Source organism: Acidianus sp. HS-5, from assembly GCF_021655615.1.
In the GTDB taxonomy this organism is placed as follows: Archaea; Thermoproteota; Thermoprotei_A; order Sulfolobales; family Sulfolobaceae; genus Acidianus.
Genome location: NZ_AP025245.1, coordinates 697887 through 723019, shown reverse-complemented (window position 1 = coordinate 723019; position 25133 = coordinate 697887). Strand labels below are relative to the sequence as shown.

The 25133-nt window shown below is 36.6% G+C and carries 26 protein-coding genes; 7 read left to right on the top strand and 19 right to left on the bottom strand.

Going from position 1 to position 25133, the window contains the following annotated elements; translation table 11 throughout:
- The first annotated feature begins 329 nt into the window (after nt 1-329).
- Nucleotides 330-1724 (top strand): hypothetical protein, encoded by a 1395-nt coding sequence (locus HS5_RS03805; protein WP_236752847.1) that lies wholly within the window; start codon nt 330-332, stop codon nt 1722-1724.
- A 93-nt stretch (nt 1725-1817) separates the two neighbouring features.
- Complete coding sequence (locus HS5_RS03800) at nt 1818-2519, top strand: ABC transporter ATP-binding protein (protein ID WP_236752846.1); 702 nt, start codon at nt 1818-1820, stop codon at nt 2517-2519.
- On the opposite strand, the gene HS5_RS03795 is transcribed toward HS5_RS03800, so the two are convergent.
- Nucleotides 2520-3479 carry a hypothetical protein gene (locus HS5_RS03795; RefSeq protein ID WP_236752845.1) on the bottom strand — a complete coding sequence of 320 codons (960 nt, stop codon included), beginning with the start codon at nt 3477-3479 and terminating at the stop codon, nt 2520-2522.
- Between the two features lie 53 nt (nt 3480-3532).
- Here HS5_RS03795 and nucS point away from each other — a divergent pair, with 53 nt between their 5' ends.
- Complete coding sequence (gene nucS, locus HS5_RS03790) at nt 3533-4255, top strand: endonuclease NucS (RefSeq protein ID WP_236752844.1); 723 nt, start codon at nt 3533-3535, stop codon at nt 4253-4255.
- A gap of 22 nt (nt 4256-4277) precedes the next feature.
- On the top strand, nt 4278-5897 hold the full coding sequence (locus tag HS5_RS03785) for a thermopsin (RefSeq protein WP_236752843.1): 1620 nt from the start codon (nt 4278-4280) through the stop codon (nt 5895-5897).
- Nucleotides 5898-6034: 137 nt separating this feature from the next.
- On the opposite strand, the gene HS5_RS03780 is transcribed toward HS5_RS03785, so the two are convergent.
- The 12 genes from HS5_RS03780 to HS5_RS03725 form a co-directional block, all read right to left on the bottom strand.
- Complete coding sequence (locus HS5_RS03780) at nt 6035-6511, bottom strand: hydrogenase maturation protease (RefSeq protein ID WP_236752842.1); 477 nt, start codon at nt 6509-6511, stop codon at nt 6035-6037.
- Complete coding sequence (locus HS5_RS03775; protein ID WP_236752841.1) at nt 6493-6924, bottom strand: hypothetical protein; 432 nt, start codon at nt 6922-6924, stop codon at nt 6493-6495. Before HS5_RS03775 ends, HS5_RS03780 begins: the two co-directional genes overlap by 19 nt.
- Nucleotides 6924-7139, bottom strand: coding sequence for a hypothetical protein (locus HS5_RS03770; protein WP_236752840.1), 216 nt, complete (start codon nt 7137-7139; stop codon nt 6924-6926). The genes HS5_RS03775 and HS5_RS03770 overlap by 1 nt, the downstream gene beginning before the upstream one ends.
- An 11-nt stretch (nt 7140-7150) precedes the next feature.
- The gene (gene hypE, locus HS5_RS03765) at nt 7151-8173 is read right to left on the bottom strand and encodes a hydrogenase expression/formation protein HypE (protein WP_236752839.1); all 1023 of its coding nucleotides are present in this window, start codon (nt 8171-8173) and stop codon (nt 7151-7153) included.
- Complete coding sequence (locus tag HS5_RS03760; protein ID WP_236752835.1) at nt 8173-8484, bottom strand: HypC/HybG/HupF family hydrogenase formation chaperone; 312 nt, start codon at nt 8482-8484, stop codon at nt 8173-8175. The genes hypE and HS5_RS03760 overlap by 1 nt, the downstream gene beginning before the upstream one ends.
- A gap of 1 nt (nt 8485) precedes the next feature.
- Nucleotides 8486-9673, bottom strand: a complete 1188-nt coding sequence (gene hypD / locus HS5_RS03755) for a hydrogenase formation protein HypD (RefSeq protein WP_236752833.1) — start codon at nt 9671-9673, stop codon at nt 8486-8488.
- A complete protein-coding gene (locus HS5_RS03750) occupies nt 9651-10295 on the bottom strand; it encodes a hypothetical protein (protein WP_236752832.1) in 645 nt (214 codons plus the stop codon). The genes hypD and HS5_RS03750 overlap by 23 nt, the downstream gene beginning before the upstream one ends.
- Entirely contained in the window at nt 10288-10611 is a 324-nt protein-coding gene (locus tag HS5_RS03745) for a Rieske (2Fe-2S) protein (protein ID WP_236752830.1), read from the bottom strand. The genes HS5_RS03750 and HS5_RS03745 overlap by 8 nt, the downstream gene beginning before the upstream one ends.
- Nucleotides 10608-12500, bottom strand: a complete 1893-nt coding sequence (locus HS5_RS03740; RefSeq protein ID WP_236752828.1) for a nickel-dependent hydrogenase large subunit — start codon at nt 12498-12500, stop codon at nt 10608-10610. The genes HS5_RS03745 and HS5_RS03740 overlap by 4 nt, the downstream gene beginning before the upstream one ends.
- Before the next feature lie 122 nt (nt 12501-12622).
- Complete coding sequence (locus tag HS5_RS03735) at nt 12623-13987, bottom strand: (Fe-S)-binding protein (protein ID WP_236752826.1); 1365 nt, start codon at nt 13985-13987, stop codon at nt 12623-12625.
- Complete coding sequence (locus HS5_RS03730; RefSeq protein ID WP_236752825.1) at nt 13987-14802, bottom strand: hypothetical protein; 816 nt, start codon at nt 14800-14802, stop codon at nt 13987-13989. Before HS5_RS03730 ends, HS5_RS03735 begins: the two co-directional genes overlap by 1 nt.
- Before the next feature lies 1 nt (nt 14803).
- The gene (locus tag HS5_RS03725) at nt 14804-16060 is read right to left on the bottom strand and encodes a hyaluronate lyase (RefSeq protein WP_236752824.1); all 1257 of its coding nucleotides are present in this window, start codon (nt 16058-16060) and stop codon (nt 14804-14806) included.
- 219 nt (nt 16061-16279) lie between these two features.
- Here HS5_RS03725 and HS5_RS03720 point away from each other — a divergent pair, with 219 nt between their 5' ends.
- The gene (locus HS5_RS03720) at nt 16280-16825 is read left to right on the top strand and encodes a tetratricopeptide repeat protein (RefSeq protein ID WP_236752822.1); all 546 of its coding nucleotides are present in this window, start codon (nt 16280-16282) and stop codon (nt 16823-16825) included.
- A 465-nt stretch (nt 16826-17290) separates the two neighbouring features.
- Here the strand turns inward: HS5_RS03720 and HS5_RS03715 are convergent, their stop codons facing one another.
- Nucleotides 17291-18817, bottom strand: coding sequence for a nickel-dependent hydrogenase large subunit (locus HS5_RS03715; RefSeq protein ID WP_236752821.1), 1527 nt, complete (start codon nt 18815-18817; stop codon nt 17291-17293).
- On the bottom strand, nt 18818-19309 hold the full coding sequence (locus HS5_RS03710) for a Ni,Fe-hydrogenase I small subunit (protein ID WP_236752820.1): 492 nt from the start codon (nt 19307-19309) through the stop codon (nt 18818-18820).
- 297 nt (nt 19310-19606) lie between these two features.
- Here HS5_RS03710 and hypF point away from each other — a divergent pair, with 297 nt between their 5' ends.
- Both hypF and HS5_RS03700 read left to right on the top strand, forming a co-directional pair.
- A complete protein-coding gene (hypF, locus tag HS5_RS03705) occupies nt 19607-21817 on the top strand; it encodes a carbamoyltransferase HypF (RefSeq protein WP_236752818.1) in 2211 nt (736 codons plus the stop codon).
- 465 nt (nt 21818-22282) lie between these two features.
- A complete protein-coding gene (locus HS5_RS03700; RefSeq protein ID WP_236752817.1) occupies nt 22283-22693 on the top strand; it encodes a DUF3211 domain-containing protein in 411 nt (136 codons plus the stop codon).
- Between the two features lie 38 nt (nt 22694-22731).
- Here HS5_RS03700 and HS5_RS03695 read toward each other — a convergent pair whose 3' ends face one another.
- From HS5_RS03695 to HS5_RS03680, 4 genes are all read right to left on the bottom strand, one after another.
- Nucleotides 22732-23469, bottom strand: a complete 738-nt coding sequence (locus tag HS5_RS03695; RefSeq protein WP_236752815.1) for a hypothetical protein — start codon at nt 23467-23469, stop codon at nt 22732-22734.
- Nucleotides 23470-23602: 133 nt separating this feature from the next.
- Nucleotides 23603-23983, bottom strand: a complete 381-nt coding sequence (locus HS5_RS03690) for a PaREP1 family protein (protein WP_236752813.1) — start codon at nt 23981-23983, stop codon at nt 23603-23605.
- 472 nt (nt 23984-24455) lie between these two features.
- The gene (locus HS5_RS03685; protein ID WP_236753456.1) at nt 24456-24725 is read right to left on the bottom strand and encodes a PIN domain-containing protein; all 270 of its coding nucleotides are present in this window, start codon (nt 24723-24725) and stop codon (nt 24456-24458) included.
- Nucleotides 24726-24814: 89 nt separating this feature from the next.
- Nucleotides 24815-25072 (bottom strand): AbrB/MazE/SpoVT family DNA-binding domain-containing protein, encoded by a 258-nt coding sequence (locus HS5_RS03680; protein WP_236752810.1) that lies wholly within the window; start codon nt 25070-25072, stop codon nt 24815-24817.
- Nucleotides 25073-25133: the final 61 nt, after the last annotated feature.

The following is a 25133-nucleotide window of genomic DNA, read 5'->3' as shown; positions in this document are numbered from 1 at the left end:
AAAACTTTAGGTTTATAACTTTCTTACTTAAGCGTTACCGTAAGCTTTTGACGAGAAGTAATTTAGCTATTACTAATCCCTCCTTTTCTAATAAATACCACTAAACTATTCCTAGTTATTTTTATAAATTTCTTATATAGTGACATTTTCATGATAAACCCTTGCAAAGGTTTCGGTTAGGTATTGCATGCAATCAATAAGACGTCTTGGAGTATATTGTCTTCAGGATTAATAGCATACTTGCTATGTAAAAATGATGATGAAGGATAACATATAGAGCTACAATGCACGAAGTTAAGCTTTTTATAATTAGGATGAGAGTTAAGATTGTGAAAGTTACCGGAAATATTGGAAAATTGATAGAGTTTGTAGTGTTCTCAAGGATTCCTAAGAGAACTTTGGCTTTCTACCTACTCATTGCGTTTTTCTTAGGATATTTAGGATATTCAACATATGCATTTTCGAAAGCTAGTATCCGTGAGGAGTTCGCATACTTATCAATATTCTATCTTACGAGCATGGTCGCAGTATCTCCTGTTAACACTAGGTTTGGTCTCGTAAACAAGTCTGATAGTGATTTTCTAGCTTTATTACCTTTTGATGATGATAAGATAATTACTTCCCTCATCATAGGGAGCTTTTTAGTCAGTGTAATTTTCCTTTCAATCTTCACTTATTGGTTCATAGTTGCTTTAGGCATTCTTGGGATTGTAGTAATTCCAGAATACGCTTTAATATCTTCCACTTTACCTGCAGTTCTTTATAACTTGAATAATAAGAAGAAGATCTTAATCGATTTAGTTATAGTTCTATGGATGGTATCTGCATTATTTCATTTTCCTCTTAGTCCTCTTTCAATGTTTTACGGTTATTTTGAAGGCTATGTACTTTCTTTTGTGTTAGCCTTTGGAGTTTTCTTCTTGGCTTTAAAGAAGTTTAATTTCTCGGCCTACTCTAACGTAGTGTTATCTTCAGAGAAAGGTGAGGTTAAGGAGGAGATTTCTTTTAAATCTTCAAGTCCTCTTGTACTTACGTTAGTCAGGAATTTGAGAATAATTGAAATTGGAGGAAGGGTTAATTGGATGGGAATGAGTACTTTCGTCTCCAGGAGGGTAAGCTTATGGAAAGTACTTTTAGCTTCTTCAGTTGTAGCAGTAATACTCTATATTGCTCTTAAAGTCGTGAGTTACGCTATAGGTGTCATTTCACTTTCATTTTATATATTATTTGGAGGATGGCTTTTAATGACTTTAATCGCTAGTGCTTCATTTATAACAGAACCGCTTTGGTTGGACTTGAACGTTATGACGCCAGTAGAGTTTGCTAGGTATTACTTGATAAGTAAAGCTGTCTCAGTTGCGGTAATTCTTTCTCCATTTGCAGTCCTCTTCTTAATTTCTGGCTATATAGGTGATGCAATAGGTCTGTTAGTTTTTATACCGCTGAGTTCTATATTTATGATGTCTTTATACGCTAGATATTATCAGCAAAGGTATAATGCTCCGCTAAACGTTTCTCCAATGAGGTTTCTAATAGGGTTATTATCATCAATTCCTTTATTTCCATTACTAGTTTTAGCTTTCATTGATTCTCTCTTTCCTGGCTTCTGCATCTTATTAATACCTGCACTCGCAGTGTTCTATTTGTTAATATCTATGCCATTCCTTGTCTCAAGTTCTTACTGGGAATCCACAGTGGAGAAGATAGTAACTTCAGTTACGTGATTTTCAGAAGTTAACAACAATAAAATCCTTTTTATGAAATTAAAGGCTTGTGTTTGTAAAAACTTTTTATAATCTACGGAAACATTTAATTTAATGGAGTGTATCTCATTAAGCAACGTCGTAAAGAGGTTCGGTTCAGTCGTAGCATTAAATAATTTATCCTTCTCCGTCCCTTGCGAAGGAAGATATGCATTATTAGGTCCTAACGGTGCAGGAAAGTCTACTACTATGAAAATCCTATCAGGACTTTTAAAACCCGACTACGGTGAAGTTGAAATAATGGGAATGAGGCCAGGGACTAAAGAAGTTAAGAAGGTTTTAGGTTATCTTCCAGAAGACCCGATGCCTTACAGGATTTTAACAGTGAGGGAAAATCTTGAATATATATCATCTTTAAGGGGAGTTCCAAAAGAGAGAGTTGATGAAATGCTAGACTTACTTGATTTAAGGCAATATGAGAGGATTCAAGCAGGGAAACTTTCTAGAGGAAATCAACAGAAGCTTTCTCTAGCTTTAGTTCTCCTTCATGAGCCAAAGATTGTCTTACTGGACGAGCCATTAAACTATTTAGATATTCCTACTCAGGAAAAAGTTATAGGTATTTTAAAGAGCATGAAGTCAACTTTCTTGATCTCAACACACATAATGTCCATAGCAACAAGACTAACAGACCACGTAATTATGATTTCCAGAGGTAATGTAGTATGGCAAGGAAGCATTGAGGATCTTAGGGCTTTAGGGAAAGAGGATGAGCCTATTGAGAGCGTTGTAGCTAGAATAATGGGCAGTGTTTAGTTATCGGGCAATTTCAAAATAGGCTGAATCTCTTTTTATAAATAGAATTGAAGGTTTAGGAACAAAAATCCTCCTGGATAAGCCTATGTTGATTTCCAGTTCCTGAGGAGAAGTTATTAAGAGAGTTGCGTTCTTATCCTTCATCTCGTCTAGAATTATTCCTCTTCCCCTTACTTCTCCCCAAACGTTAAATTCGCCTTCCTTACTTAAGAGGAAGTTAAGAAATTCATCCTTCTTCTCCATTACTTTCTTTGCTCTTATCTTAGCTAACAAAGAGTTAACGTTTATTGGCTCTTTTATTTCCTCTTCCACGTGTTCTTCGTCTTCAGAAATCCTTTCATCTGGGTAAAGCCTCGTAGAGTTCCCATAATCAACCTCAACGCCGTATTTCCTTGCAATCTTAATTAGTTCGCTTTCGATTTCCTTATAAACGTCTTCAGCTTTTGAGTTTTCAACTTGCATGTCCAGAAAATTCTTAACCTCTTGATAAACTCTTCCAAGCATCTTTACCTTCTCTAGGTCGTTATCTTTTAACCTTTCGAGGAATTCTTCGTAGGGATTTGTGAAATAAAGGTCTCCCTCAAGCATTGCGTAATCTTTTCCTTCATATTGTGCAATTTCCTGATTGATTAAGTAGTTCTTAATCTCTTTCTCCTCGTTAAAAGTCTTCAATATTTCCACTACTCTATCAACAATACCTATTTTAATGCCTTCCTTCCAAGGATACTGTTCCTTATAATAATAATCAAAACCTAAGCACTTCTTTACGTCGCTCTCAAATTTAACGCAATCCTTGTTTATCGGCAATACAAAGTTCTTCCCATCTTCTTCGCCTATTACAAAGTCCTTATTAGGGTCTGAGGTGGAAACGTAAGTAAATTCTCCCAGAGTGAAGGAGGAAACCTTAAGGCTCATTGCTAACTTATATCTAAAACTGTGAATTTCGTTTAGGAAATCCATGATAGAAGCTCTGTTTAGAAAAATTAAAATATTTCTAAGGTATTACCATCTTGATGGATAAGTACAAATTTTTTGACTTACCAGAGTTTTCAGCAGTCAAGGAAGTTCTTGAGAATGAGAGAGACAAGTATGTAATTACCGTCTTCGGACTTTGTAAAATCCTTTATTCTGGAAGGGCTTCTTCGATAGCTACTTACAGTTCTAGGTTGATAACTTTTAAGCCCGATGGTAGCGTTTTAGTCCACAGTAATAGGAAACTCAAACCCGTAAATTGGCAACCTTCAAGCTCAGACGTTCACGTAGAAATAGGTGATGAGCTGAGAATTTTCGTTGAAAGGAGGAGACCCAAGGAAGTTTTAGAGATTGCAATGCCCGTAGTTTATTATTTATCCTTAGCTGAAGTTGATGAGGGAGAATTTCACCTCTTTGGGAGTGAGAGTGAAATGGTTGAGGAAGTTATTAGGAATCCAGAGTTGATTTTAAAGGATTTCATACCTCTAGAGAGGGAATATCAGACCCCCTTTGGGAAAATAGACCTTCTCGGTGTAACCTCCTCTGGATACCTAGTTTTAGAATTTAAGAGAGCTCAAGCAGGGTTAGAGGCTGTTTCCCAGTTAAAGAGGTATGTAGATTATTTGAGTTGGAGCGGGAACAGAGTCAGGGGAGGAATAGTTTCTCCTTCAATCTCAAAGAGCGCTTTGAAGCTTCTGAAGAAGTATGGACTAGAGCACTTCCAGTTAAGCCCAAAGCTTCTTCCTACGATAAGATTAAAATAAAGAGAAAATAATAATTAGCAAGATGTTGATTACAAAATCACTATTGGCTTTGATAATTCTTCTTGAAGTCATGAATTCTCTTACTCTATCCTCTCAGTGCAATACCTACATGATAAACGTTACTTCCCCTTCTGCATTTATTTTCACTGTAAAAGGAGAAGCTAACGTGACGATTATGAAAGAAGAAAATAGCTTTTATCAACAAGTAGTTTACACTGGATACTCTAAAAATAATTTAACTTCTGGAATATTATTAACTCTGGGAGAATATAAGGTAATAATTAAAGGTAATGATGCCTCTTTCCATTATTACGTTCATAAATTAAAGTGCAGAAAGAAAGCTTTATGTTCTTCCTTCTTACTTTCATCTAATAGATCCATTTTAATACCGATCCCTAACTTAGAAACTCCTGAAGGACTGCATTCGTTCCTAATATCTAATACTACAGTTACTTTTGAAATTCTGCAATGCAATAAAATTATTTATACAGATAAAAACACTACCTTAGTTTTTGCGCATATATATTTTAAAAAACCTAGGAACGTTTTCTTAAAAATAGTAGTTCACGCAAATTCATTATTTTATTTATCTTATAGGGTAATCACTTGTTTCATTAATCCTTACCTTAGGCTTTCTTACCCATCTTCGGAAGGTATAGTAAGTTACGGTATTGTTAATTGCTCTACTAAAAGTAAACCTTACTTTATTAAGACTGATTCTATCATAGGAAAGTTTTCCATTTTTTGTATTTTAGCATATAATAAATCACAAAAACTGGTCCCTCCTTGCGCTGCATCATTACAGCTCAATGTTGTTTTAAGGTCTGGTAAGCAAGTTTATTGGTTACAGAATGTCTTAGAATTCCTAACGTCAAAACATGAGATAAAACTTGCTGACGACATTCTGAATATCACGTGCTTAAACGCTAAGCTCTCAAATTGCACAATTACTTCCTCTAACGGTTATGTAACAATTGTAAATCAAAGTAATCAAACAGAATATTATTACGGAAATTACTACTGTCAGCCTGAGCTTAATTACCGCTTACCTTTGTGCGGGTATTTAGCATCTAACATTAGCTTAGAAAAATGCGGTGTATTGATTAGTTTTACCGTTATACTTACTAGAAACGGCAGTTCATCATGCTATAAGGAAATTGTATATGATGAAGTATTAATCCACGGCAATTTTAGTTTTGCCTACCTAACAGTCTGCGGTAGACATTACACTCCGGTGGGAAGTTACTACGATGCAGAGCTTGTCTTTGGAGGAGGTGGTAACGGAGAGATTACCAGTTTCTCTAAGTTGAATGCTTCTCTTTGGTTACTTTACCTTAACAAGAGTTTTTACGTTACTTTTCCGAACTATTTTACGTTTGGCGAAGATACTGCAGAAAAAGCTGAAAACATCACGGTAAATTTCTGCAAATATTACGCAAAGCTGACAACTGGAAAGGAAAACTTAAGCTGTTATAAGGCTACTCACTACTCTACAGATCCTTATAACTCAAGCACTCATCAAGAAATTATTATTACTCATAACAGTGAAGAGAAACTCAATAATCTAGTTTATAAGATATTAATTCTATTAGCTCTAACTTTATTTACAGCGTATTTGATTTTTAGAAAGGGAAAGCGCTAAATATGAAACTGTGTATTGTATGAAAATGAATTATGGGAATTTGACAGTATTGAGAAAAGAGTCCTCTGAGAAGCAGGAAATCTTCAAGATAGCTCCTTCTGTAAATAGTTTAGCTGAATTATCTTGTTAACTCAAAATCACCACGGTTTATCGCTCCTTTCCTTTAAGCATTCAATTACCTTCTCTACATTTACAGTAACGCCATATTTTTCCAAAAATCCCTTATATTTAGTTAGTAATTCCTTAACTCTCTCTATAGCCTTATCTGAGATCCCAGGCCAATCTAACTTTTCAGGCTTAATAGCTAAGACGTAAGCTTCTTTTGGCATATTACCCGATTTCCTAGCTAAAGAAACTACTTGGATTGGAGAAAGTCTATGAGGGTCAGATATCTCTACAAAATCCACATTTTCTAAATTTACTTTAAATAAGTTGTATTCCTCATCCATAACCATTGCATCAATAAATATAACTACGTCATCTTTTTCTATGAAAGTTAGAGCTTGAAAGCCGTTAGCCTCTGCATCTAAGGCATTCATGCATTCTGCAGTTAAAGATCCTATTGCATCATCTCCGTAAAGTCTGTTTCCCATGCCTATGATTTTGACAGCCATTCCACTTTTTCCTCAACTTTCCTATTTAATTCTTTAACCCTCTCTTTAGAGTAATCTCCTCTATAGTATATTGCATAAACTTTCTTGTAACCTCCAAAGATTAAAATTCCGTAAGCTACGTCTTCAACGTAGTATCTTCCATCAAGTCCTGGTCTTATAAGTTCCATCATTTCCCAAGGATCATTAGTCTCCAAAACAAACTCCTTTTCTGAAATGCCTTCAGAAGCATAACGGCTACTCCCCACTAACAAAACTTTATCTGCTCCTAATCTTTTAACTTGTTCTCCTGCATCTATAGGATCTGTTTCCAAATCTAGGACGCTATCCTTGTCTTTCCACAAGTTGTAAACTTCTTCAACTACTTGACCGTCAGGAGTAGAGAAAAAAGGGATAAAACCTATTACGATTTTCACTATTTCACCATACTTTTTCTTATCTTACTAACTAGATCTAGTACGTCTTTGGCTCCATAACTTTTCAATAATTCGTCCAAATTAACATCTTCATTAGTAGTCTTTATTTCGTATAATGGTCTCAATAATTCCTGCTTTAAAGGCCGTTGAACCTCAGTTTTTATTACATCTTTAATTGCAAGTATTTCCAATAATATATCTAAAATCGAACTCATATTTTATCACCTCAGCATATCCTAGGTACTATATCTCCTGAGGGCATTTCGAGAATTTTAGAACCCCCTACTTCAGTTCTTACGATAACTAATCCTCTATTATCCTTATTCTTAGGTTCAATAACTTTGCCTATTATCCTTGGTTCGAAACCTATTTTCTTTAATTCCTCGGTAACTTCTTCTGCTCTATCTGGAGAAACTGAAAGCACTGCTATTCCTTCATTGGCTAAAACTAAAGGATCTAATCCTGTAATCTCAGTTATCGATTTAACTTCCTCAGGAATTGGTATATCCTTCTCCTCTACTACTATCATCTTTCCAGATAATTGAGCCCATTCGTTTAGAGTAGCTGCCAGTCCTCCTCTTGTAGGATCTCTAGCCGCATGAACATCTTCTGAAAACTTATCAAATATCTCAAGTAGTTTTATTAAAGGTTTAACGTCGCTTTCAAGCTTAGTATCAATACCATACTGTAATGCTGCGACTACAGAGCCGTGAACACCTATAGGACCCGTGACTATTACGGAATCTCCTTCTCGAATCTTATCTATAATAGGATTCTTACTTACTCCTATTCCTACTGTGTTTATAACTATACCTTTCATAGAGTCTGAAGGAATAACTTTGAAATCTCCACTTACTAACGCTATGTTATATTCCTTTAATATAGAAATCATGTCATTTGTTATTTTATCCAAATCATCCAAAGGAAAGCCCTCAGCTACTACTATTGAATCTAGCATTGCTATCGGTCTTCCTCCCATCATTACTACGTCATTAATAGTTCCGGAAACTGCTAACTTGCCTATACTCCCTCCCGGGAAAAAATAGGGATATATAGTGTGAGAATCTGTAGAAACCACTATCTTATTTCCGTTATCAAAATTGATTATAGCTCCATCATCTAAATAGTTTAAGCCCAACCCTCCATCAGTCTTTTTTAAATTTTCTGGCAATTTAGAGAATATGAATTTCTGTAAAATGATCTCTGTATCTTTACCTCCGTTACCGTGAGAGAGTAAAATTCTGTCCATTATTTTTCACTCTCTAAGTCTTTTAATATTCCAGAGACGGATTCCATAAATGACTTAACAGCCTCATCAGGGTTTTCTCCCTCCAGTTCAGCAGTTTCTCTAATCTGATCTGCTATGAATTTTATGTTCTCTATAACCTCTTCTTTACTTAGCTTCGCTATTATTACACCCGCATGAACCATTACGTAATCTCCTTTGTTTAGGTTATCTACGCCTACTGCTACTTTCTTCAAGGTATTACCGCCTAAATCTACAGTAGCAATAACGTCTGAATCCACACCAATAACTTTAGCAGGAACTGCCCAACACATCTCATTTCACCTCCTTTAATGCCTCTAGAACTCTTTGAGACGAACCAAACCTAGCCCACACTGCACATGCGCCTTCCATTGAAACCATGCAAGGTCCCCAAGGTCTTGCTGGAGTACATGCCTTCATAAATAGAGGACATTCGTTAGGATACGCCGTCCCTAAAGTAACTTCATTGCACTTACAACCGGGCGGAAGGTCATAGTCCCATGGTTTTTCCTCCAGTCCTAATTGTAATCTTGCGTTGTAATTTGAGAACTTCTCGTTGAAGTCCATCCCGCTTTTAGGTATTATCCCTATTCCCCTCCATATAGCATCAACTACATTAAATACCTCCCTTATTTCCTCCTGTGCATAAACGTTACCTTCAGGCTTTACAACTCTCTTATACTCTAGATTAGTGTAGGTTATGTCTCCAGTATACAGATCCTTTAATATAGTCAAAACTCCGGTAAGTACATCTATAGGCTCAAAACCTGTTACTACTGCAGGGATTTTGTACTCTTTAGGGAAGAAGTCCCAACTTATTGCTCCTATAATAGTTGAAACGTGACCTGGACCAATCACGCCAGAGACCGGAGTTCTTTTGCTTGCCTTGTGTATTTTCACAGCGTATTCTGCAGCGGGAGCAGTTAGTTTTGTTGCAGAGTAAAATAGTAAATTCTTAGGGACTTTCTCTTTTGCAAAAAGTACTGCATAACTTGGAATTGTAGTTTCGAATCCTACTCCAAAGAACACTGAAGGCTTGTTGTCTCTCTTTGCATCTTCTATTGCGTCGGCAAAACTGTAAACTATCCTTACGTCAGCACCCTCAGCCTTAGCAGCAGCTAAGCTGCCTATTTGATCTTTCTTATAATGATTAACAGTGGGTAATTTAAATACGTCACCAAAGGTATATACTCTATATCCGTCCATTGCTAATTTTATTACATTCTCAATATCGCTTGAAGGTGTAACGCACACCGGACATCCTGGTCCAGGAATTAGCTCCACTTCTTTTGGCATTAATGCTCTTAAGCCGTAATGTGTTGTGGTCCACTCATGGGAACCGCAGAAGTTCATTATTTTAATCTTATCTAATCCTGTCTTTTCGGTAACTTTAGGAGCAAGTTTTGCAATTTCATCAGCCAGTTTCGAAGCTAATGGAGTGTTCTCCCTGAAAAGTAATTCAATCTGTTTTGGTAAGTCCATGATTTTCACCTTTAATTTCTCCTTCTGAAGTTAAAAAATTTTTTATATATTTAGTCATAAAATCTGCTATTTCATCCATTTTGGACTTTAGCATTGATATTATCTTAACTATAATCTCATATTCCCCTCTATTATAAATTGTAATAAGATATCTAGATAGCTCGTCATTAATTTTGGATATTGAAATTTGTTCGTAATTCTTGGAATTTAATGGATTTCTTGATACTGTAAATCCCCTCAAATCCCAGCCATCAGAAGATATTGAAGGTAAGTTGAGAACTCTTTCATAACTTACCGACAACTCAGCGTAATCTATGCTCAGAGAACCGCTTTCCTTTAAAGCCCTCATCATCTCTCCTGCGGCTAGTTGAAAATTACCTAAATCGTTTGATATTACAGTAAACGCTCTTGGTTGGTAAAATATTTCTCCGAGGTTCTTCCTAGCAAAAGCTCCGCTATCGTCTAGGGGAATGTAAACATATCCGGTAGAACCACTTAGCTTTATTTGAGCAACTTCATATCCTAGGCCTGCTAATCTGCCTGCAAACGCATACAAATCAGGGTCTGAAAAGGATCTAACAGTAAATATTCCAGTAAATCCAGAGGCGGTTACTTCACTCACTGACGATCACCTCATCTCCCTCAATTTTAACGTTATATTTCTTTAGATCTCTTTTTGCAGGTCCATCAAGCACCTTTCCAGTTTTAACGTCAAATACTGAACCGTGCCAAGAGCAGACTATTCTTCCATCATCAGTCAGAAATCCGTCCTCAAGAGATAAGCCGTTGTGAGTGCAGAAAGCTTCAAGTGCATAAATTTCTCCGTTATAATTAACTAAAAGAACGGGCTTCCTTTCCCAAGGCTTTTGGGCTGGAAAATAAAATTCTACCATTGAATTTTTAGGTATCTCTTTAAGGCTTATCTTGACGCATGTCAAGAGTTGCACACCGGAGTTATTATATGCTCTATGCTTCTATTTACTTTTCCTTTAATTTCGAAGTGTGCGGCACATACTAGGCATGGATCGAAACTTCTTATCGCCCTTAAGAAATCGTATCCAACCCATTGGTCTGGCGGAACTTCTTCCATGATCTTCGTATTTATAACTGACATTTCAAATGGACCTATAGCTTGCCCATTTATGCACCAAGGTCCATTACAGTTATTATCTCTCGGACTTACGTTAGCCGTTGTTGGAGCTTGATATTGGTAATTGGCTATCGAATAATCCTTATTTACGATCCAATGTCTTGATGTTCCTCTTGGAACTTCGTATTGTCCGACTCCTACTGAGAATGATGGTTGTTTCCATGACCTTGAAGTCTTTGGACTTGTTTGATTCTTCATGAACAGTTGTAATCCGTATTCTAAGTTATCCCATGCAGTAAATATTGCAGCAGCCATATCTACGGCCCTTCCTAATATTCTGCTTAATGTAGTAGAATAATCCGGTGGCTCCCATTCTACAGTCCACTCTGCAGCAGAGCCTGACGGTAACCAAGCCGGAATTTCACTTATTGTAGGTAATGTTATACTTATTTTACCGTTCTTGACTATTGGACTATTTGGATGGTAATGAGCTACTGCATGAAGCCTTGGCCACGGTCCAGTTTCGTAAGCCCACATTGTTCCGTCTTTCCAAACTAACCTTGGTTCTGCATCCCAACTATATTTATCCATGAAGTTAGGACCTTGAGGGTTGGGTATTGTTGTCTTATTCCACGGATGGTACATGTATAGCGGAATGCCGTCGCTAGCAGTTAATCCCCAAGCTAGTTTATTACCTATTGGGTCAGTTTCAGTAAACGGTGAAGTTATCTTAGCCCAATTATGGTAATAAGAAGAGTTAACGAACTCCAACTGACCAACGTTTAGGTCAATGAAGCTTTTGCTTAGTAATTCTCCGTTCCTTACAATTGTAGCCCTAAATACAGTTTGAGGTCCTTCTGAAGCTTTTTGAGCTAAGGAATCATAATTACTATAAATATCCTCATACGTATCTCCTAAATTGCTGTATAACTCCGGGCTTTCAAATCCATAGCTTGAAATATATGTAGGTTTACTGTAAGTTAATCCTTGATATTCGTAATCGCAGTTATTTATGAGGAAGTTAGCTAAGTCCATCCATGCGGCTATCACTACCTTTGTCCAAGCAGTTAGTGTTGTTAATCTATACATGTATTGTGTAAATAATGATTCTCCTACTGATAAATCGGTGCCTATTCCCCCTGGTATCAGCATTGGAGGATGCGAATGTCTACCGTAAATTAGAACTCCTGCTTCTCTAGCCAATATTTGTGCTTTTACTGCGTGAATCCATAACCATCCGCTGAAGGGATTAAGTGCAGTCATTATATCGGCTATTGTCGAGAATCCGTGAATATCGCTGTACTCTGCCTTAGTTTGTTGTGCTGTCTGCCAGCATGATGAGTAATATTGTTGCATTACTTGTGCAGAAAAGTCCGGTCCTTCCAATACATTTAGGATAATTGAATGATCGTATATCATGTCAGTCATTGCATATGCTAAGTTCCTCAAAACTTGACCTAAGGGATATGGTACTGCCCCTAAAGCCATATCATTTGCTCTCACCGAAGCATTAGCGTGTGCAGCACCGCAAACTCCGCAAGACCTTGAAGTTATGTGAACTGCGTCTGGTGGTTGTCTTCCTCTGAGGAATACTTCGAATCCTCTAAACATTGTTACATATGTGTATGCTTGATAATTTGTTACTTGTCTTGTATTTGTATTTACGTCTGCAGTTAAACCTAAATGACCTGCGACTCTAGTTATAGGATCTATAACCATTTTCTTTATTGAGGACATGTATTTTCACCTCGTTTTAATTGAAAAAAGTGATTATTTTTTACAATTTTTATAATAAACGTTTTCTGAGGCATATATTTCCACCTAATACATATTAAAATGAATTAAAAGAAAAACAACTTTCATTTTTTATTCACCTTCATTCTATCGGCTAATACGTCTATTATGTGTTTAACTTGCGAGTTAGCATGATAATAATCTATTGAAAAACCTATACTCTCTATGCAGACTGGACAACCTGTCATAACTTCTTTAGCTTTTACCTTATTGATCTCATTTACCTTAATTTTACCAGCTTTTATTAACGGCTCTATTGTACTGTCCAGGAATTTTTTATCATCTTCACTTATAGCTATGCCCAATGTTTTTGCCATATTTTCTACCATAGTAGGAACTCCGCATCCTCCACCTCCTCTGCTACAACAAAAACTGTTTACGCCATGGCTCGGTAGTTCCTTAAATTTTTTAGAGAGGGCTTTCATTAGAACTCTAGGTGCTTCGAAGACTCCACCTCTCCTGCCTAATTGGCATGGATCGTGCCAGGTTATTATTTCATCTAATGGTTCTATTTCAAACTCATTATTTTCATACCATTTTGCCAAAAGTTCTGTAACATGAACTACCTCATATGTAGGTTTTACTTTGAACGTCTCATGCATAGTATATCTTAATGAAGGATACTCAAATCCTCCAGCTGTCATCATAACGTACTTTGGAGAAATGTCAGTAAAATAAGAATAAACTCTCTGCATAACTTTTATAGCCCCTTCTTTGTCTCCTATTACTAATCCAATAGGAGGTCTTATTCCAAGGGGTTTTGACATGAAAGTCCAATCCTTGTTTAGCATATCAAGGATTTTCGCTACTTTTACTAAAACATCAGGATAAACCATAGCTTCATAGAGACTTGCGTAAAACAGAATTTCGCTTTTTTTCTTATCTAAAGGCACTTCCTTACCTATTGCGTCTTTAATTTTTGAAATTAAAGAGTTCCAAGCATTCTTAAAGAAATCTACATCCCAGTATTTACCAGAGATTTCTAAGTCAGCTATATCTCTATAGATTTTTGGTACCATTCCGGCTTTAAACGCTACTTGTCTAAGTAGATCTATTAAAGCTCCGCTGTCTATAGCCATTGGACAAACAAACATGCAAGCTCCGCAATTAGTGCAATGCCATACATAATCAACCATTGTTTCTGCTTCATTCAATGTCAAATATTTCTTACTTCCTCCTATTACCTTACCTATTGTCTTACCCCATATGCTAAATCTGTATCTATATAATTGCCTAGATATTTCAGCCTTATTTACTGGTGAATAATGTAAAGAAGTGGGAGTAAACGGGCAAGCTACTTCACATGCTTTGCAATTAACGCAAGATTGGAAGTAATATAAGGTTGTTGAGTCTATTTGCGAGTAAAATACCTCGTCAATTGCCCTCTTTAATGCGTCCATATTTACTTTCTCAGCAATAGCTTGAGTCATTATTTTTCACCTCTCCTATATACCGTGAAATACCATTCCCTCATTTTGCCTAAGTAGAACTCAAACATATGAAATCCCCTAGTGAAAGGTAATGTCGCTATTAAAATTTCAGCAACCAATATGTGTGCACCAAGTAAGTTATCATAATCTACTACATTATTTGGTATGTGAGAAGTTGCCAAGAATCCCAGTATTATATCAATATATAATAGTACGAAAAACCACCAATCTCCTGCTCTCAGAGCTAGTCTTTCTCCTAAGATGTGGAACTTATGTCCTAAGTAAATTCCAAGTAAAATCATTAGGAGATATGTTATATATTGTCCATTAAGGATTACTGTTAAAGGTCCCCATATATCGTGAACGAAAGGATAAGGTGTTGGAGTCAAAGGCAAAGATGCCCTAGTAAATGCTAACTCTCCGTCAACGGAGCTCTCAGGAATAGCAAGAGGGAATAACACCTTATATGGGGGAATATAATAAGCCCAGAAAACCATGTGTTGAGCTAAGAGGAATATTATTACAATTAAGGAGATATGCATTAGAAGACCTGCAGCTGTTGTTACTGGCTTTCTCTTTATTCCTAATTTACTGGAATTCGCAAATGTGTTAACTAAATCCTTAATTTTTTCTCTGGTGGATATTCCCCTTAATGATGATGTGTACGGTACGAACGGTTTATTATAAAATGCAAAATATCTAGCCGTTCTATAAGCTGCACCGAAGAAGAAGAAAAATACCGTTGGCATAAAAAGGTCTAACGCTAGAGGATAGAGAGAGTTACCGACAGGATAATACCCGAACGGTAACTGCATTTTATTTCGACCTCAATCCGCCTTTTTGTACCATCTTCTTTTCTGCAAATCCTGCTGCTGCTCCTAATACTACTCCGGCTCCTATTAATCCTGCAGTAGTTAATGTGGAGGATGGGGTAGGCACTTGTAAAGGTTTATAGAACGGTTCATAAAGGTCACTGAAGCCCGGCATGGTACATCCAATGCATACTCCGCCTGTCCTAGTAGGCCCTCCTATGCCTCCAACCCAGCCGTACTTATTCCATGGGCAATTTGATACAGGTCCCTTGCATCCTACCTCAAATAAGCATGCTGCAGTAGGCTGACCTGGCTGAGTTCTGAAGTCTCCTGCTGCGTACCATGCTGCTCTGGGACATTGTTCGTGGACAGTGTATCTAAAGAAATACATTGGTCTCCAATATTGGTCAAGTTCTGGTAATGGAGCAAGGCCTCCTGCCCATAGGACTAAATTAGCTAGAGTCCTCATTATACCGTTACCGTTTGCAGGACATCCAGGCACTGCTATTGCTGGCTTTACTGAAGCTGAAGGAGATGGAGTTATATCGAGATAGGAATTAGGATTCTTAACAAAGCTATAGAATGGTGTTGCTCCCTCTTTAGCATTTAAGTAATTATCCTCATAAAATCTGCTTAGTAAACCTTTATATCCTCTTAACGGGTCATCAAAAAATCCTACGGCGCCAGTAGGTGATGGAGACCATGATGGAGTTATGAATTTAGGCGGTGGTTGATACACTTTATCTGCTATTAGTCCTCCATAAGATGCACAATTTCCTACAGATAAAACTGCAACTGCATTGGGCAAGAGCTCTGCTACCCATTCATTTAGCGTTTTAGGGCCTAGCATTCCCCAATATCCATTGGAATTGTATTGTTGTGCAGTTTTCTCGTCTGGAAAACTTCCCTCTAGTATCAGCACGTATGGATTATATTTTCCAGCAATTATGTCATTTAATATGTCTACTGCTTGCTCACCTTGTTGTGGCATGAGGCTTGGCCAGAAGGATATTTTTACGCTTCCCGGACCTACTAATGGGCTTGCACCGAATAAAACTTGAGTTACTGTAGGATCTGTAGCTTGTATTATTGCAGTTGTGTTTCCTTCACAAGCTTGTGCCTCAAACCATACTATGTTTACATCACCGTTCTTTATCATGTTCACTGCTTTTGCTATAGCCTTATCCCATTCTGGCGCAGAAAGCATTGTCGCTGTCAAAGCCAGCTTCAAGAAGTCTCGACGCGAGATTTTGAATGACACATATCATTCTCTCAAGATTACGAAATAAACGAATTTTATGAAAGATCAACTCAGTTTAAATTAACCCGGTTAATACCATATTTAATAAAATAATAACCCTTAATCGGAATCTTATTATGTAAAAATTTGTTTTGATATTAATAAAAAATATCATTAATATATGGAGTCCAGTTAATAGAAAGTCTTATTATACGTAAAGGAAAGTATCCCATGGTTTTTATGTCCGAGTCCCCTCAAGGTGTTAAGATAAGAATTGAGGAATTGAGAAAGCTTTCGCAGATAAATCCTTCAGATCCTTGGCCTCATTTCATGCTGGGAGAAATCTATAGCGAAACTGATCCTGAGTCTGCATTGAAAGAGTACGATGAGGCTATTAAACTCGACCCTCACGTGACTGATTTTCATTATAAAAAAGCGTTACTTCTTTTTAAGATTGGGAAGGTTAATGATGCTTTGGACTGTCTTGAAAAGGCGTCGGTTATTGATTATAAAAATTCTTCAACATATCATTATCTTAAAGGAACTCTCCTCGATGAGATGGGCAAATATAATGAGGCTATAAAGGAATACGAAAAAGCTATAGAAAAAGATCCAAACAATGTATGGATTATTGAAGCAAAGTTGTTGGATATGATAGAATTAGGATTAATTACTGAGGCTCTAAGTGAATTGGATAATATGTTAAAAACGCAGAATAGCCAAGAATTAATAAGATTGAAAGAAGAAATACTTAAGATTATTCAACAGAAGAGTAGAAACATGTAAGTTAATTCTAATGTCAATATTATAGTTATTTCCCAAGGAGATTCATAACAGAGATAGGATCGCATGATAACATGTCTATAATGATATGACATTTTCAATAATATATCTTCATATAAAAGAGGATTTTAATAGTTACTGTAGGATATAATGAGAATAGTGGCAGTTAGTTTCGCTTAAACATTGTTAAATATAGTAATTTTCACATAAAAACGTATCCGCAGAATTGTAATCATTTATTTTAAAGATTTTATTAGATATTATATTTATAGTTGTCAAATGTTAAAAATATTAACACTTTGAGATCTCCTGCACGAAAAGAATTAGAGTGGTCTCACAACTTAAAAATATCACAGTAATAATCGTCTCTTGCTTGTAGTGAACTATCCAATAAATCGGCAAAACTTCGATATTTAGATGAGAAGCTTCTTGGTGAAGATAATTAAATTATAAATCCGATAATGAAAATTAAACTGGAACTACTAATTTTGAATCCTTATACTCTAAATGAACAGCACAAGCAGAACACGGATCGAAACTTCTTACTACCCTTAATGCGTCTAAGCCCGTAACAGTTTCTTCAGTTACTTTTTGATGAATTATTGACCTTTCTACCGGTCCTCCTAATGGACTGAAATTTCTATCACTCGGAGTTATTATTTGATATCTCTTTATCTTATTTCCTTCCCTTATTAACCAGTGAGCATTAGCACCTCTAGGAGCGTCATGTGCTCCTACAGCCATTGTATATTCCGTCTTTCCTTTAATAGGTTCTAAATTACCCTGAGGGACTTCAACGTTCTCCAAAAATTCCTTTAAGAAAGCTACTGTAAAAATCCTTGCAAAAGTCCTTTCAATTACATTATTTCCTCTTGGTTCCCACTCATAGTTTAAAGCTGAAACTTTTCCCTTCCTAAGTCTCATTGCGTATAGTCTAGCTATGTCTCCTGTTGTAGGCATGAATTCCTCTCCATGAAATTGCTTCACAGTAGGGACAAAGTTAGTATTTATTAAAGATTTTATTTTAGTCTCCTTATTCCAAGGGTGCTTTTTATCAATTTCGTTACCTAGCTCATCCTTATCGTATTCATTATTCCAATCTTCGTAAGGTGTACCTTCTATGTAAACTCTGACTCCTAAAAGTATCTTACTCAACTTCGTTTCAACGACTTCTCCCTTCTTTATTAAAGCTGGAGGGAAGAGCCTCTTATCAGCCCAATTATCCATTTCCTCGTAATCAGCATTATATTCTTCCCCTTCCAGTAATCCGTAAGTTACGAAGTCCTCTTCAATGTTTTTATAATAATTTACGAAATCCCTTAAGTCTGCCATCATGTAAAACAGTTTTTCTATCGTTTTGTCCTCTTTCATAAACTTCTTTACCTTATCTATAATTGAAGGATCCCTAACAGTTATTGAACCCGGTTTCATACTGAGAGGTTGAGGGTATCTTAACCAGATTGCAGTAGCCAAATCCCTTAAGTTTGTCTGAAGCTTGAAAGCTTCCTTGTATACACTTTTTCCGAAGTACAAATTGTCCATTATGTCGGCTATTGTAGGAAACCCGTGAATATCTTTAAACTCTGCAGGAGTGTTCCTAGCCCTTTCATATTCTTTAAGAGTTTGTTTCTTTACGATTTCGGTTGAGTAATCAATAGCTTGAAATAGGTATGCTACTGTGACGTTATTATACATTATATCTGCTAAAGAATAAGCTACATTTCTGAAAGCTGTTGCTCTTTCTGAAGGGTAAACTCCGGTTGCCATTTCAAGTGCTTCAGTTGATACTAAAGTATGCGTAGCTCCGCAAATTCCGCAGATCTTTCCAGCTATATTAGGTGCTAAGTGTAATTCCTTTCCTTTAAGTAAGTTCTCAAATCCTCTAAACATTGAAACTTCTATATTTGCTTCCGTGTATTCTCCGTTGTCTATCTTGACGTGAATTCCTAAATGTCCTTCTATTCTGCTTATAGGATCTAAGGAAAGTTCCACCATTCACTTTGCACCTTGAAGAACAGAATAGAGCATTGCAACCATTGTTTTATCTGAAGCCGGACAACCTGGCACTTCGTAAACCTTCTTTTTTAGAACTTCCCCTACTCCCTGTCCTCCTACTTCTCTAATTATTCCGCCGTTTACAGCACAAGAGCCTACTGCAACTACAGCTATAGCCTTTTCAGAGAGCCTCTTTAGGATTTCGCTACAACTCATTCCGCCAAAGTTACACAGTTTATCGTCTTTAGGTATCGCACCTTCTACCACCAAAAGGTAATTATCTGCATTTAGGATATCATTTAGCATATCTGGCCCAGATTTGTCTTCAGCTACGATAGATATTAGCTTAACCGGAGAGGAGTGAAAGAATAAGTCGTCTACTCCTTCACAACCTTCCTTTAACATCATTACCGTTTCTCCTGAGCACGATTGTGCTTCAAGCCAAATAATGTTATGATTAAGAACTTCTTTTAGTGCTTGGCAATAGTCCATATATTCATGTCTTTTTGTACAATAAAAATCTTCTTGAGCAATGCTTTTAAATGTATATATTTTAACTCTGATAAATTTATTTAATGATAGATTCGCATTACTTTGACTCTTGCTGTCATGTTTAATATGATAACGCTTTGTTGTGTACTTCTTTAAGTGCCAATCCCATTGTCCATATATTAAGCGTTGGATTAAAAGTAAGTTTAACTAAATTTGATAAAAATTGAACTATCCTACAAAGCACTTATTGAGCTAACCGTAAAAACTATTATATTTCCTTCAGTAATAACATATTTTATGAAAGTTTACAGAATAATTTTCTCCGGCATAGTTCAAGGCGTCGGATTCCGTCCTTTCATTTACAGGATTGCTGTTAAATCAGGAGTCAAAGGTTACGTAAGGAATTTAGGAGGTAGTGAGGTTGAAGTAAAGGTTATAGGAAATGAAGAAAACATAGGAAAGTTCATGTCACAGTTCTTTTCAAAACTACCGCCTCCTGCTAGGATAGAGAAAATTGTAGTTGAAGAGAGCGATATTGAGAATTTCAACGATTTCAAGATCTTAAAGAGCGAAAATGCAATAGAAGAGCCCGGAGAAATTCCACCAGATCTAGCAGTATGTGAAGATTGCATGAGAGAAGTTCTAGACAAGAAGGACAGACATTACAGGTATCCTTTTAACAGTTGTGCATACTGCGGTCCGAGATTCTCTATGTTATACAAGTTACCTTACGATAGGGAAAACACATCAATGAATGATTTCCCAATGTGTGCTCATTGTCAAAGGGAGTATGACGACCCAGAAAACGAGAGAAGATTTGACGCACAAGGGATAAGTTGCCCAATTTGCGGTCCCAGACTTTCCCTGGAAGATATTAATGGGGAAAGGGTCGAAGGGGATCCCATACAGCTTACAGCAAAGCTAATAGAGGAAGGCTACGTCGTGGCGATTAAAGGTATTGGAGGATTTCACATAGCAGTAGATCCTTTTAACGACGACGTAGTCTTAAAACTGAGGGAGAGAAAAAAGAGGCCTCAACAGCCTTTCGCATTAATGTCTACTTCCTTGGATGTAATAAAGAAATATGCTGAAGTTTCTGAAATTGAAGAGAGTATTCTAAAGTCCCCGGAAAGACCAATAATACTGCTCAAAAAGAAAGGTGAGTTGTCAAAATATGTTTCTCCGGGCTTAGATAGGGATGGGCACTTCCTTTATTATACTCCATTACATTACCTCATCCTTGACTCGCTTAAGGAAAAGATCTCCATTATGACGAGCGGGAACATTCACGGATTACCTATGTGCACTGATGAGGACTGCGTTAGGAAACAGTTGAGAGGAGTAGTTGATTATATACTTTACCACAATAGGAAAATACTTAACATGGTAGACGATAGTGTAGTTAGGGTTTCTGCTAAAAGAGTTCTCATGCTAAGGAGGAGCAGGGGTTTTGCCCCTACTTGGATAAGGATTAAAGGAAGAGTCGAGCCGGTAATAGCTTTAGGTGCAGAGCTTCAAAACGCTGGGGCAATAGCTTTTGACGATAAAGTTATACTTACTCCTTACATAGGAGATACTGATAAGCTCGAAAATTTAGAGGAAATGGAGAAGTCAATAAGGTTCTTTTTAAACACTTACTCAATGAAACCTAAGTACGTTATTGCCGATAAAAACCCGGCATATCAGAGCTTAGCGTTGGCAAGGAAGTTTGCTGAAGAATTCTCTGCAGATCTTATTCAAGTTCAGCATCACTATGCCCACGGCTTAAGCGTTGCGGCGGAGAAAGGAATTAAGGATGGAGTTATAATAGCTGTTGATGGAATAGGTTATGGTGACGACGGTAACGGTTGGGGAGGCGAGGTGATAAAATTCGAAGGAGGGAAGTACACAAGGGAATATCATTTGAGATACGTTAATTACGCTGGAGGCGATATTAACGCTAAGAGACCGGATAGGATGCTCGCATTATTTTTATCGAACTTTTTATCTTGGGATGAAATAAAGAAGTACGTAAAGCTTTCTGAGAATGAAATAAAAATCTTGGAAATGCAAAGTAAGAAATCCGAACTTTTCACGTCAAGTACTGGAAGATTCCTTGATGCAGTCTCTGCACTTTTGGACATAAGCCATGAAAGGACTTACGAAGGTGAGCCGGCTATAAAATTAGAAGCTTACGCAAGAGGAGGGAAAATATTAGATTTTGAATTTCCTATAAGAGGCGACGAAATAGATATTGTGGAGACATTTAAGTGGATTTTGGATAATAATTTTAGGAAAGAAGATATGGCAGCAACATTGCAATATAAGCTAGGGAAAGCTTTAGTTAAAGTTGCAGAGAAATTAAATCCAGAGAGAATTCTTGTTTCTGGAGGAGCTTCAGTTAATGAATATATATTAAAAGGAATATTGGAGAATACGGACGTTGAAGTACTTACGAATAGTAAGGTACCCTCAGGAGATGGAGGAATAGCTTTAGGACAAGTTTACTTTAAAGTTCTTGAAGACTAATGTCGGAAAGTCTTTGCAAGGTTACGTAACCTTAAAAATTGAGAAAGGTTAAATAACTCCTTGCAAGCTTAAGATCTCTTCATTGAATAAGATTTATTTTAACATGATATAAAATGAAAATTCCTAAGCAGTAGAGATTCCCGTAAACTACTAATTTATATATTTTTAGTATTGTAACCATTAAAACTGTGTTGATCTTAAAGCCCAGATGAACTGAACATGGCCTTATCTTAATTTTCATGCAAAAAATATAATTTAAGAGATTTCTTTCATAAAAGATTCTCTAGATCAATTTTCATTTTACTTTAGTCTCAAGCTTATTGATAGTTAGTCCCCCTTGTACAACAAATGTAGCGATTTCCCTGTAAGTGCTAAAAGGGGATATTGACTTCCTCAAAGAGAACTATATATCTAATAAGTATAAGGCTAAATCTTTTTAACCTCATTATATATTTTATTTTTATTGTGAAGTATAAATTTGAGATAAATACCTTGCATTCTGTAGAGTCATTAAGGCTATTACTCTCAGATCCAGCTTTTCTATTTCCTAAAATATTTAGAGATATAAAAGAAATAAAAGTTGGCAGGTCATCTTTTTACGGTAACGCAAAATACATGTGGATCTATCATGACTTTAACGGTAACGTTTATTCTTCATTGGACGAGATTTCATACGTGTTCACCCTAAGGCATGGAAAAGACTCTGGCATAGGTAAAATAATCTTACTTCTGGAGCCCAATAAAGTCACGTTATCCATTGAATATGAAGGATGGATGGAAAGACTTGCCTCTTCAGCATTAAAATCTTGGACTAACGAATTCATAAAAAACTTTGAGGAAGATGTAAGAATTGAAAGGATTAAAAGGAAAATTTAAAGACGATCTCGCACTTAATAATCTTAACACTTAAAGGCCTATGTTACTATCATCCCCCTCTCTACAGTGCATTTAGCGTAGCCCTTGAGGATATCATTAACTATCTTTTCTACCTCTTTATCTGAAGGTCTAATTTCCTTAACGCTCCCAGAATCTTCAAAGCAGACGTAACCAGTCAGCTGAGTATAACATAACTCTTTATTAGTCCACACATGATAAATCTTTGTTAACCTTGATCCATTCTTCTCAATATACCCAGAGTCAGTAACTATTTTACTTATTTGAGAAAAATGCTTCTTCAGCACGTCCTGTGGTTTCTCATCAATGGAAATTACTGCTGAAGATAGATTAAAAGGAGCGACCCAAGGAGGTAGTTGAACGTTAATAGGAGAAGCAACGAGAGGCTTTTGTAAAGCAGCAGAAAGGAAGTGTATTCCATTCAAGGTCTTCTCAGTTATTTTGACCTCGTGGCAGTCCACGGAAAAGTCGTAAATTGGGCCTTCTCCGCTCAAGGATATTATGGGCTGTTTGTCCTCTCTAATAATATTCCTAATTGCGGAGTAAATAAATGACTTTACGTCGGCAAGGTTTATCTCCTTTGAAGGCAGGTAAATGTTCTTTCCTACAATCTTATAATGAGGAGTTTCTAAGGAGAGTTTATTTATCCCACCACCGTAAATTTCCATGAAAGACTCGCTGTTAGGTATGTTCTCCTTTATTTCTATCACTTCTCCGTCGTAAGTAACCTGGGAGTTGAGTATTTTGAAGGTGATCATAAAAAGTTTTAGGATGAGGGAGTTAAATTATTTCCGTGTGACTTATTTCCTTGTGTTCTCATGAACGTATTGTAAAGAATGCGGATTTAAATTATCTAGGTAAGTAAGTGTCTAATGATTTTCTAACTTATTTTCACGGCCCTTTTACTTTACTCTTTATAAAATTCACGACGTAAAGCATGTCCTTCTTCACGAACTCTTCCATGCTATACTTTGAAATCTCAGAGTCCTTATCGAAACCATTATATTGGAAATCGTGAAGGTCTAAGGCTATTTCAGTTAATAACCTAAGTTGGTCGTCACCTATTATTGCGACTACTTCCCTTATCCTTGTACTTGGCATTACTGCAATTATCCAATGAACTTTTTTCACTTCCTTATTTGGCGAAAGCTTCTTTTTACCTTGAAAGTACTTAGCCAGTTGAGGCCTAAAGTCCACCGCAACTGCAGCAACGTAAGCCTTTACAGCCTGATAAGCCTTACCTGCGGCGTTCCTTAACAGCCCGTCATTCATTAACCTCTCAGCTTAAGTCTGCCTCATACCAGGCTTCTTTGAACATATCCTCCTGGTATTTCTTAATGTCAATTCAAGGCTTAGTTAACTCCTCTACCATACTGTGTATATTATTACTAAGGAATTAAAGGTTAGCATGAGTTTGGAGAATCTACAAGTTCGGTATTAATAAGTGTTTACCGTGGCGTAACTTTTACTCACTTTTAATCCTGCCACGGGCACACCTCTACTGCCACTCTTAACTCATTGTCATTAGTCTAGGTTTTATTAGCCGAGGAGTAATACTCTCCTCAGCTGGGGAATATAGTCGAGAAGGAAACAGAAGCAAAGTCTTCGATAAATGGCGTAACAAGCTCTTACCGTCTGGCTGAACGCCTATATATACGATAAAGATGATATTTAGACTAAAAGTCACTAAAGGTATCACAGTCTAGTGCTCCTCCTAATAATTTAAGAGTGTCGAGCTTTTATATTAAAATTCAGTCTTAACTTTTCTCTTTAGCTCATCGTCGTTTGATATTATACTTAATACGTTCTCAAACGCTGTAGCAACATGAATAGTGTCTTCAATATCTATTCTATATTTTCTGACATTTTCAACAATTTTATCCCACTCTGGGAGCTCTAAATATTCTACTCCCAAAGACCCTAGAGCTTCTTCTACTGTTTTAATGAAATTATAGTCCCTTAACAATTTACCGAGTATTCTGCCTAATACTACTGTTAGGAGAAATGGAGTAATTTTAGAAGTGTACTTATGGTCAATGCTGGAAAGCCACTTTTTCGCCGTACTTCTTATCTCCAGTCAAGTAATATATGAAAACATTTACGTCAAAATATCTTTTGCTCATCATTTAACAGTACCTCAGTTAATGCGTCTTTTAACAGTCTATCTATATCGACGTCCTTCCCCAAATCTTTTCTGAATATACCATAATATTTATCAACGTCTTCAACTATCGGCTCTAGGATTAATTTATCACCTTCAACTATTAACTTTAACCTTCTACTTTTAATTAAATTTCTCACTTCCTTAGGTATTGTAACTCTCCCTCTTTCATCAATAGTTAATACAAATTCCTTACTCATATTTACCCATCCGAAAACCCATTAATATAAACTTTTCTAAATTCAGTTCTACGACTTCGTC

Bases quoted from the DNA above. Each gene is read 5' to 3' on its own strand.
- HS5_RS03695 (WP_236752815.1), bottom strand. From the start codon at position 23,469: ATGATCACCTTCAAAATACTCAACTCCCAGGTTACTTACGACGGAGAA.
- hypE (WP_236752839.1), bottom strand. From the start codon at position 8,173: ATGGACAGAATTTTACTCTCTCACGGTAACGGAGGTAAAGATACAGAG.
- hypF (WP_236752818.1), top strand. From the start codon at position 19,607: ATGAAAGTTTACAGAATAATTTTCTCCGGCATAGTTCAAGGCGTCGGA.
- HS5_RS03690 (WP_236752813.1), bottom strand. From the start codon at position 23,983: ATGAATGACGGGCTGTTAAGGAACGCCGCAGGTAAGGCTTATCAGGCT.
- HS5_RS03715 (WP_236752821.1), bottom strand. From the start codon at position 18,817: ATGGTGGAACTTTCCTTAGATCCTATAAGCAGAATAGAAGGACATTTA.
- HS5_RS03735 (WP_236752826.1), bottom strand. From the start codon at position 13,987: ATGACTCAAGCTATTGCTGAGAAAGTAAATATGGACGCATTAAAGAGG.
- HS5_RS03785 (WP_236752843.1), top strand. From the start codon at position 4,278: ATGTTGATTACAAAATCACTATTGGCTTTGATAATTCTTCTTGAAGTC.
- HS5_RS03780 (WP_236752842.1), bottom strand. From the start codon at position 6,511: ATGGCTGTCAAAATCATAGGCATGGGAAACAGACTTTACGGAGATGAT.
- HS5_RS03800 (WP_236752846.1), top strand. From the start codon at position 1,818: ATGGAGTGTATCTCATTAAGCAACGTCGTAAAGAGGTTCGGTTCAGTC.
- hypD (WP_236752833.1), bottom strand. From the start codon at position 9,673: ATGGACTTACCAAAACAGATTGAATTACTTTTCAGGGAGAACACTCCA.
- HS5_RS03730 (WP_236752825.1), bottom strand. From the start codon at position 14,802: ATGCAGTTACCGTTCGGGTATTATCCTGTCGGTAACTCTCTCTATCCT.
- HS5_RS03680 (WP_236752810.1), bottom strand. From the start codon at position 25,072: ATGAGTAAGGAATTTGTATTAACTATTGATGAAAGAGGGAGAGTTACA.
- HS5_RS03760 (WP_236752835.1), bottom strand. From the start codon at position 8,484: ATGTGTTGGGCAGTTCCTGCTAAAGTTATTGGTGTGGATTCAGACGTT.
- HS5_RS03770 (WP_236752840.1), bottom strand. From the start codon at position 7,139: ATGAGTTCGATTTTAGATATATTATTGGAAATACTTGCAATTAAAGAT.
- HS5_RS03720 (WP_236752822.1), top strand. From the start codon at position 16,280: ATGTCCGAGTCCCCTCAAGGTGTTAAGATAAGAATTGAGGAATTGAGA.
- HS5_RS03740 (WP_236752828.1), bottom strand. From the start codon at position 12,500: ATGTCCTCAATAAAGAAAATGGTTATAGATCCTATAACTAGAGTCGCA.
- nucS (WP_236752844.1), top strand. From the start codon at position 3,533: ATGGATAAGTACAAATTTTTTGACTTACCAGAGTTTTCAGCAGTCAAG.
- HS5_RS03795 (WP_236752845.1), bottom strand. From the start codon at position 3,479: ATGGATTTCCTAAACGAAATTCACAGTTTTAGATATAAGTTAGCAATG.
- HS5_RS03710 (WP_236752820.1), bottom strand. From the start codon at position 19,309: ATGGACTATTGCCAAGCACTAAAAGAAGTTCTTAATCATAACATTATT.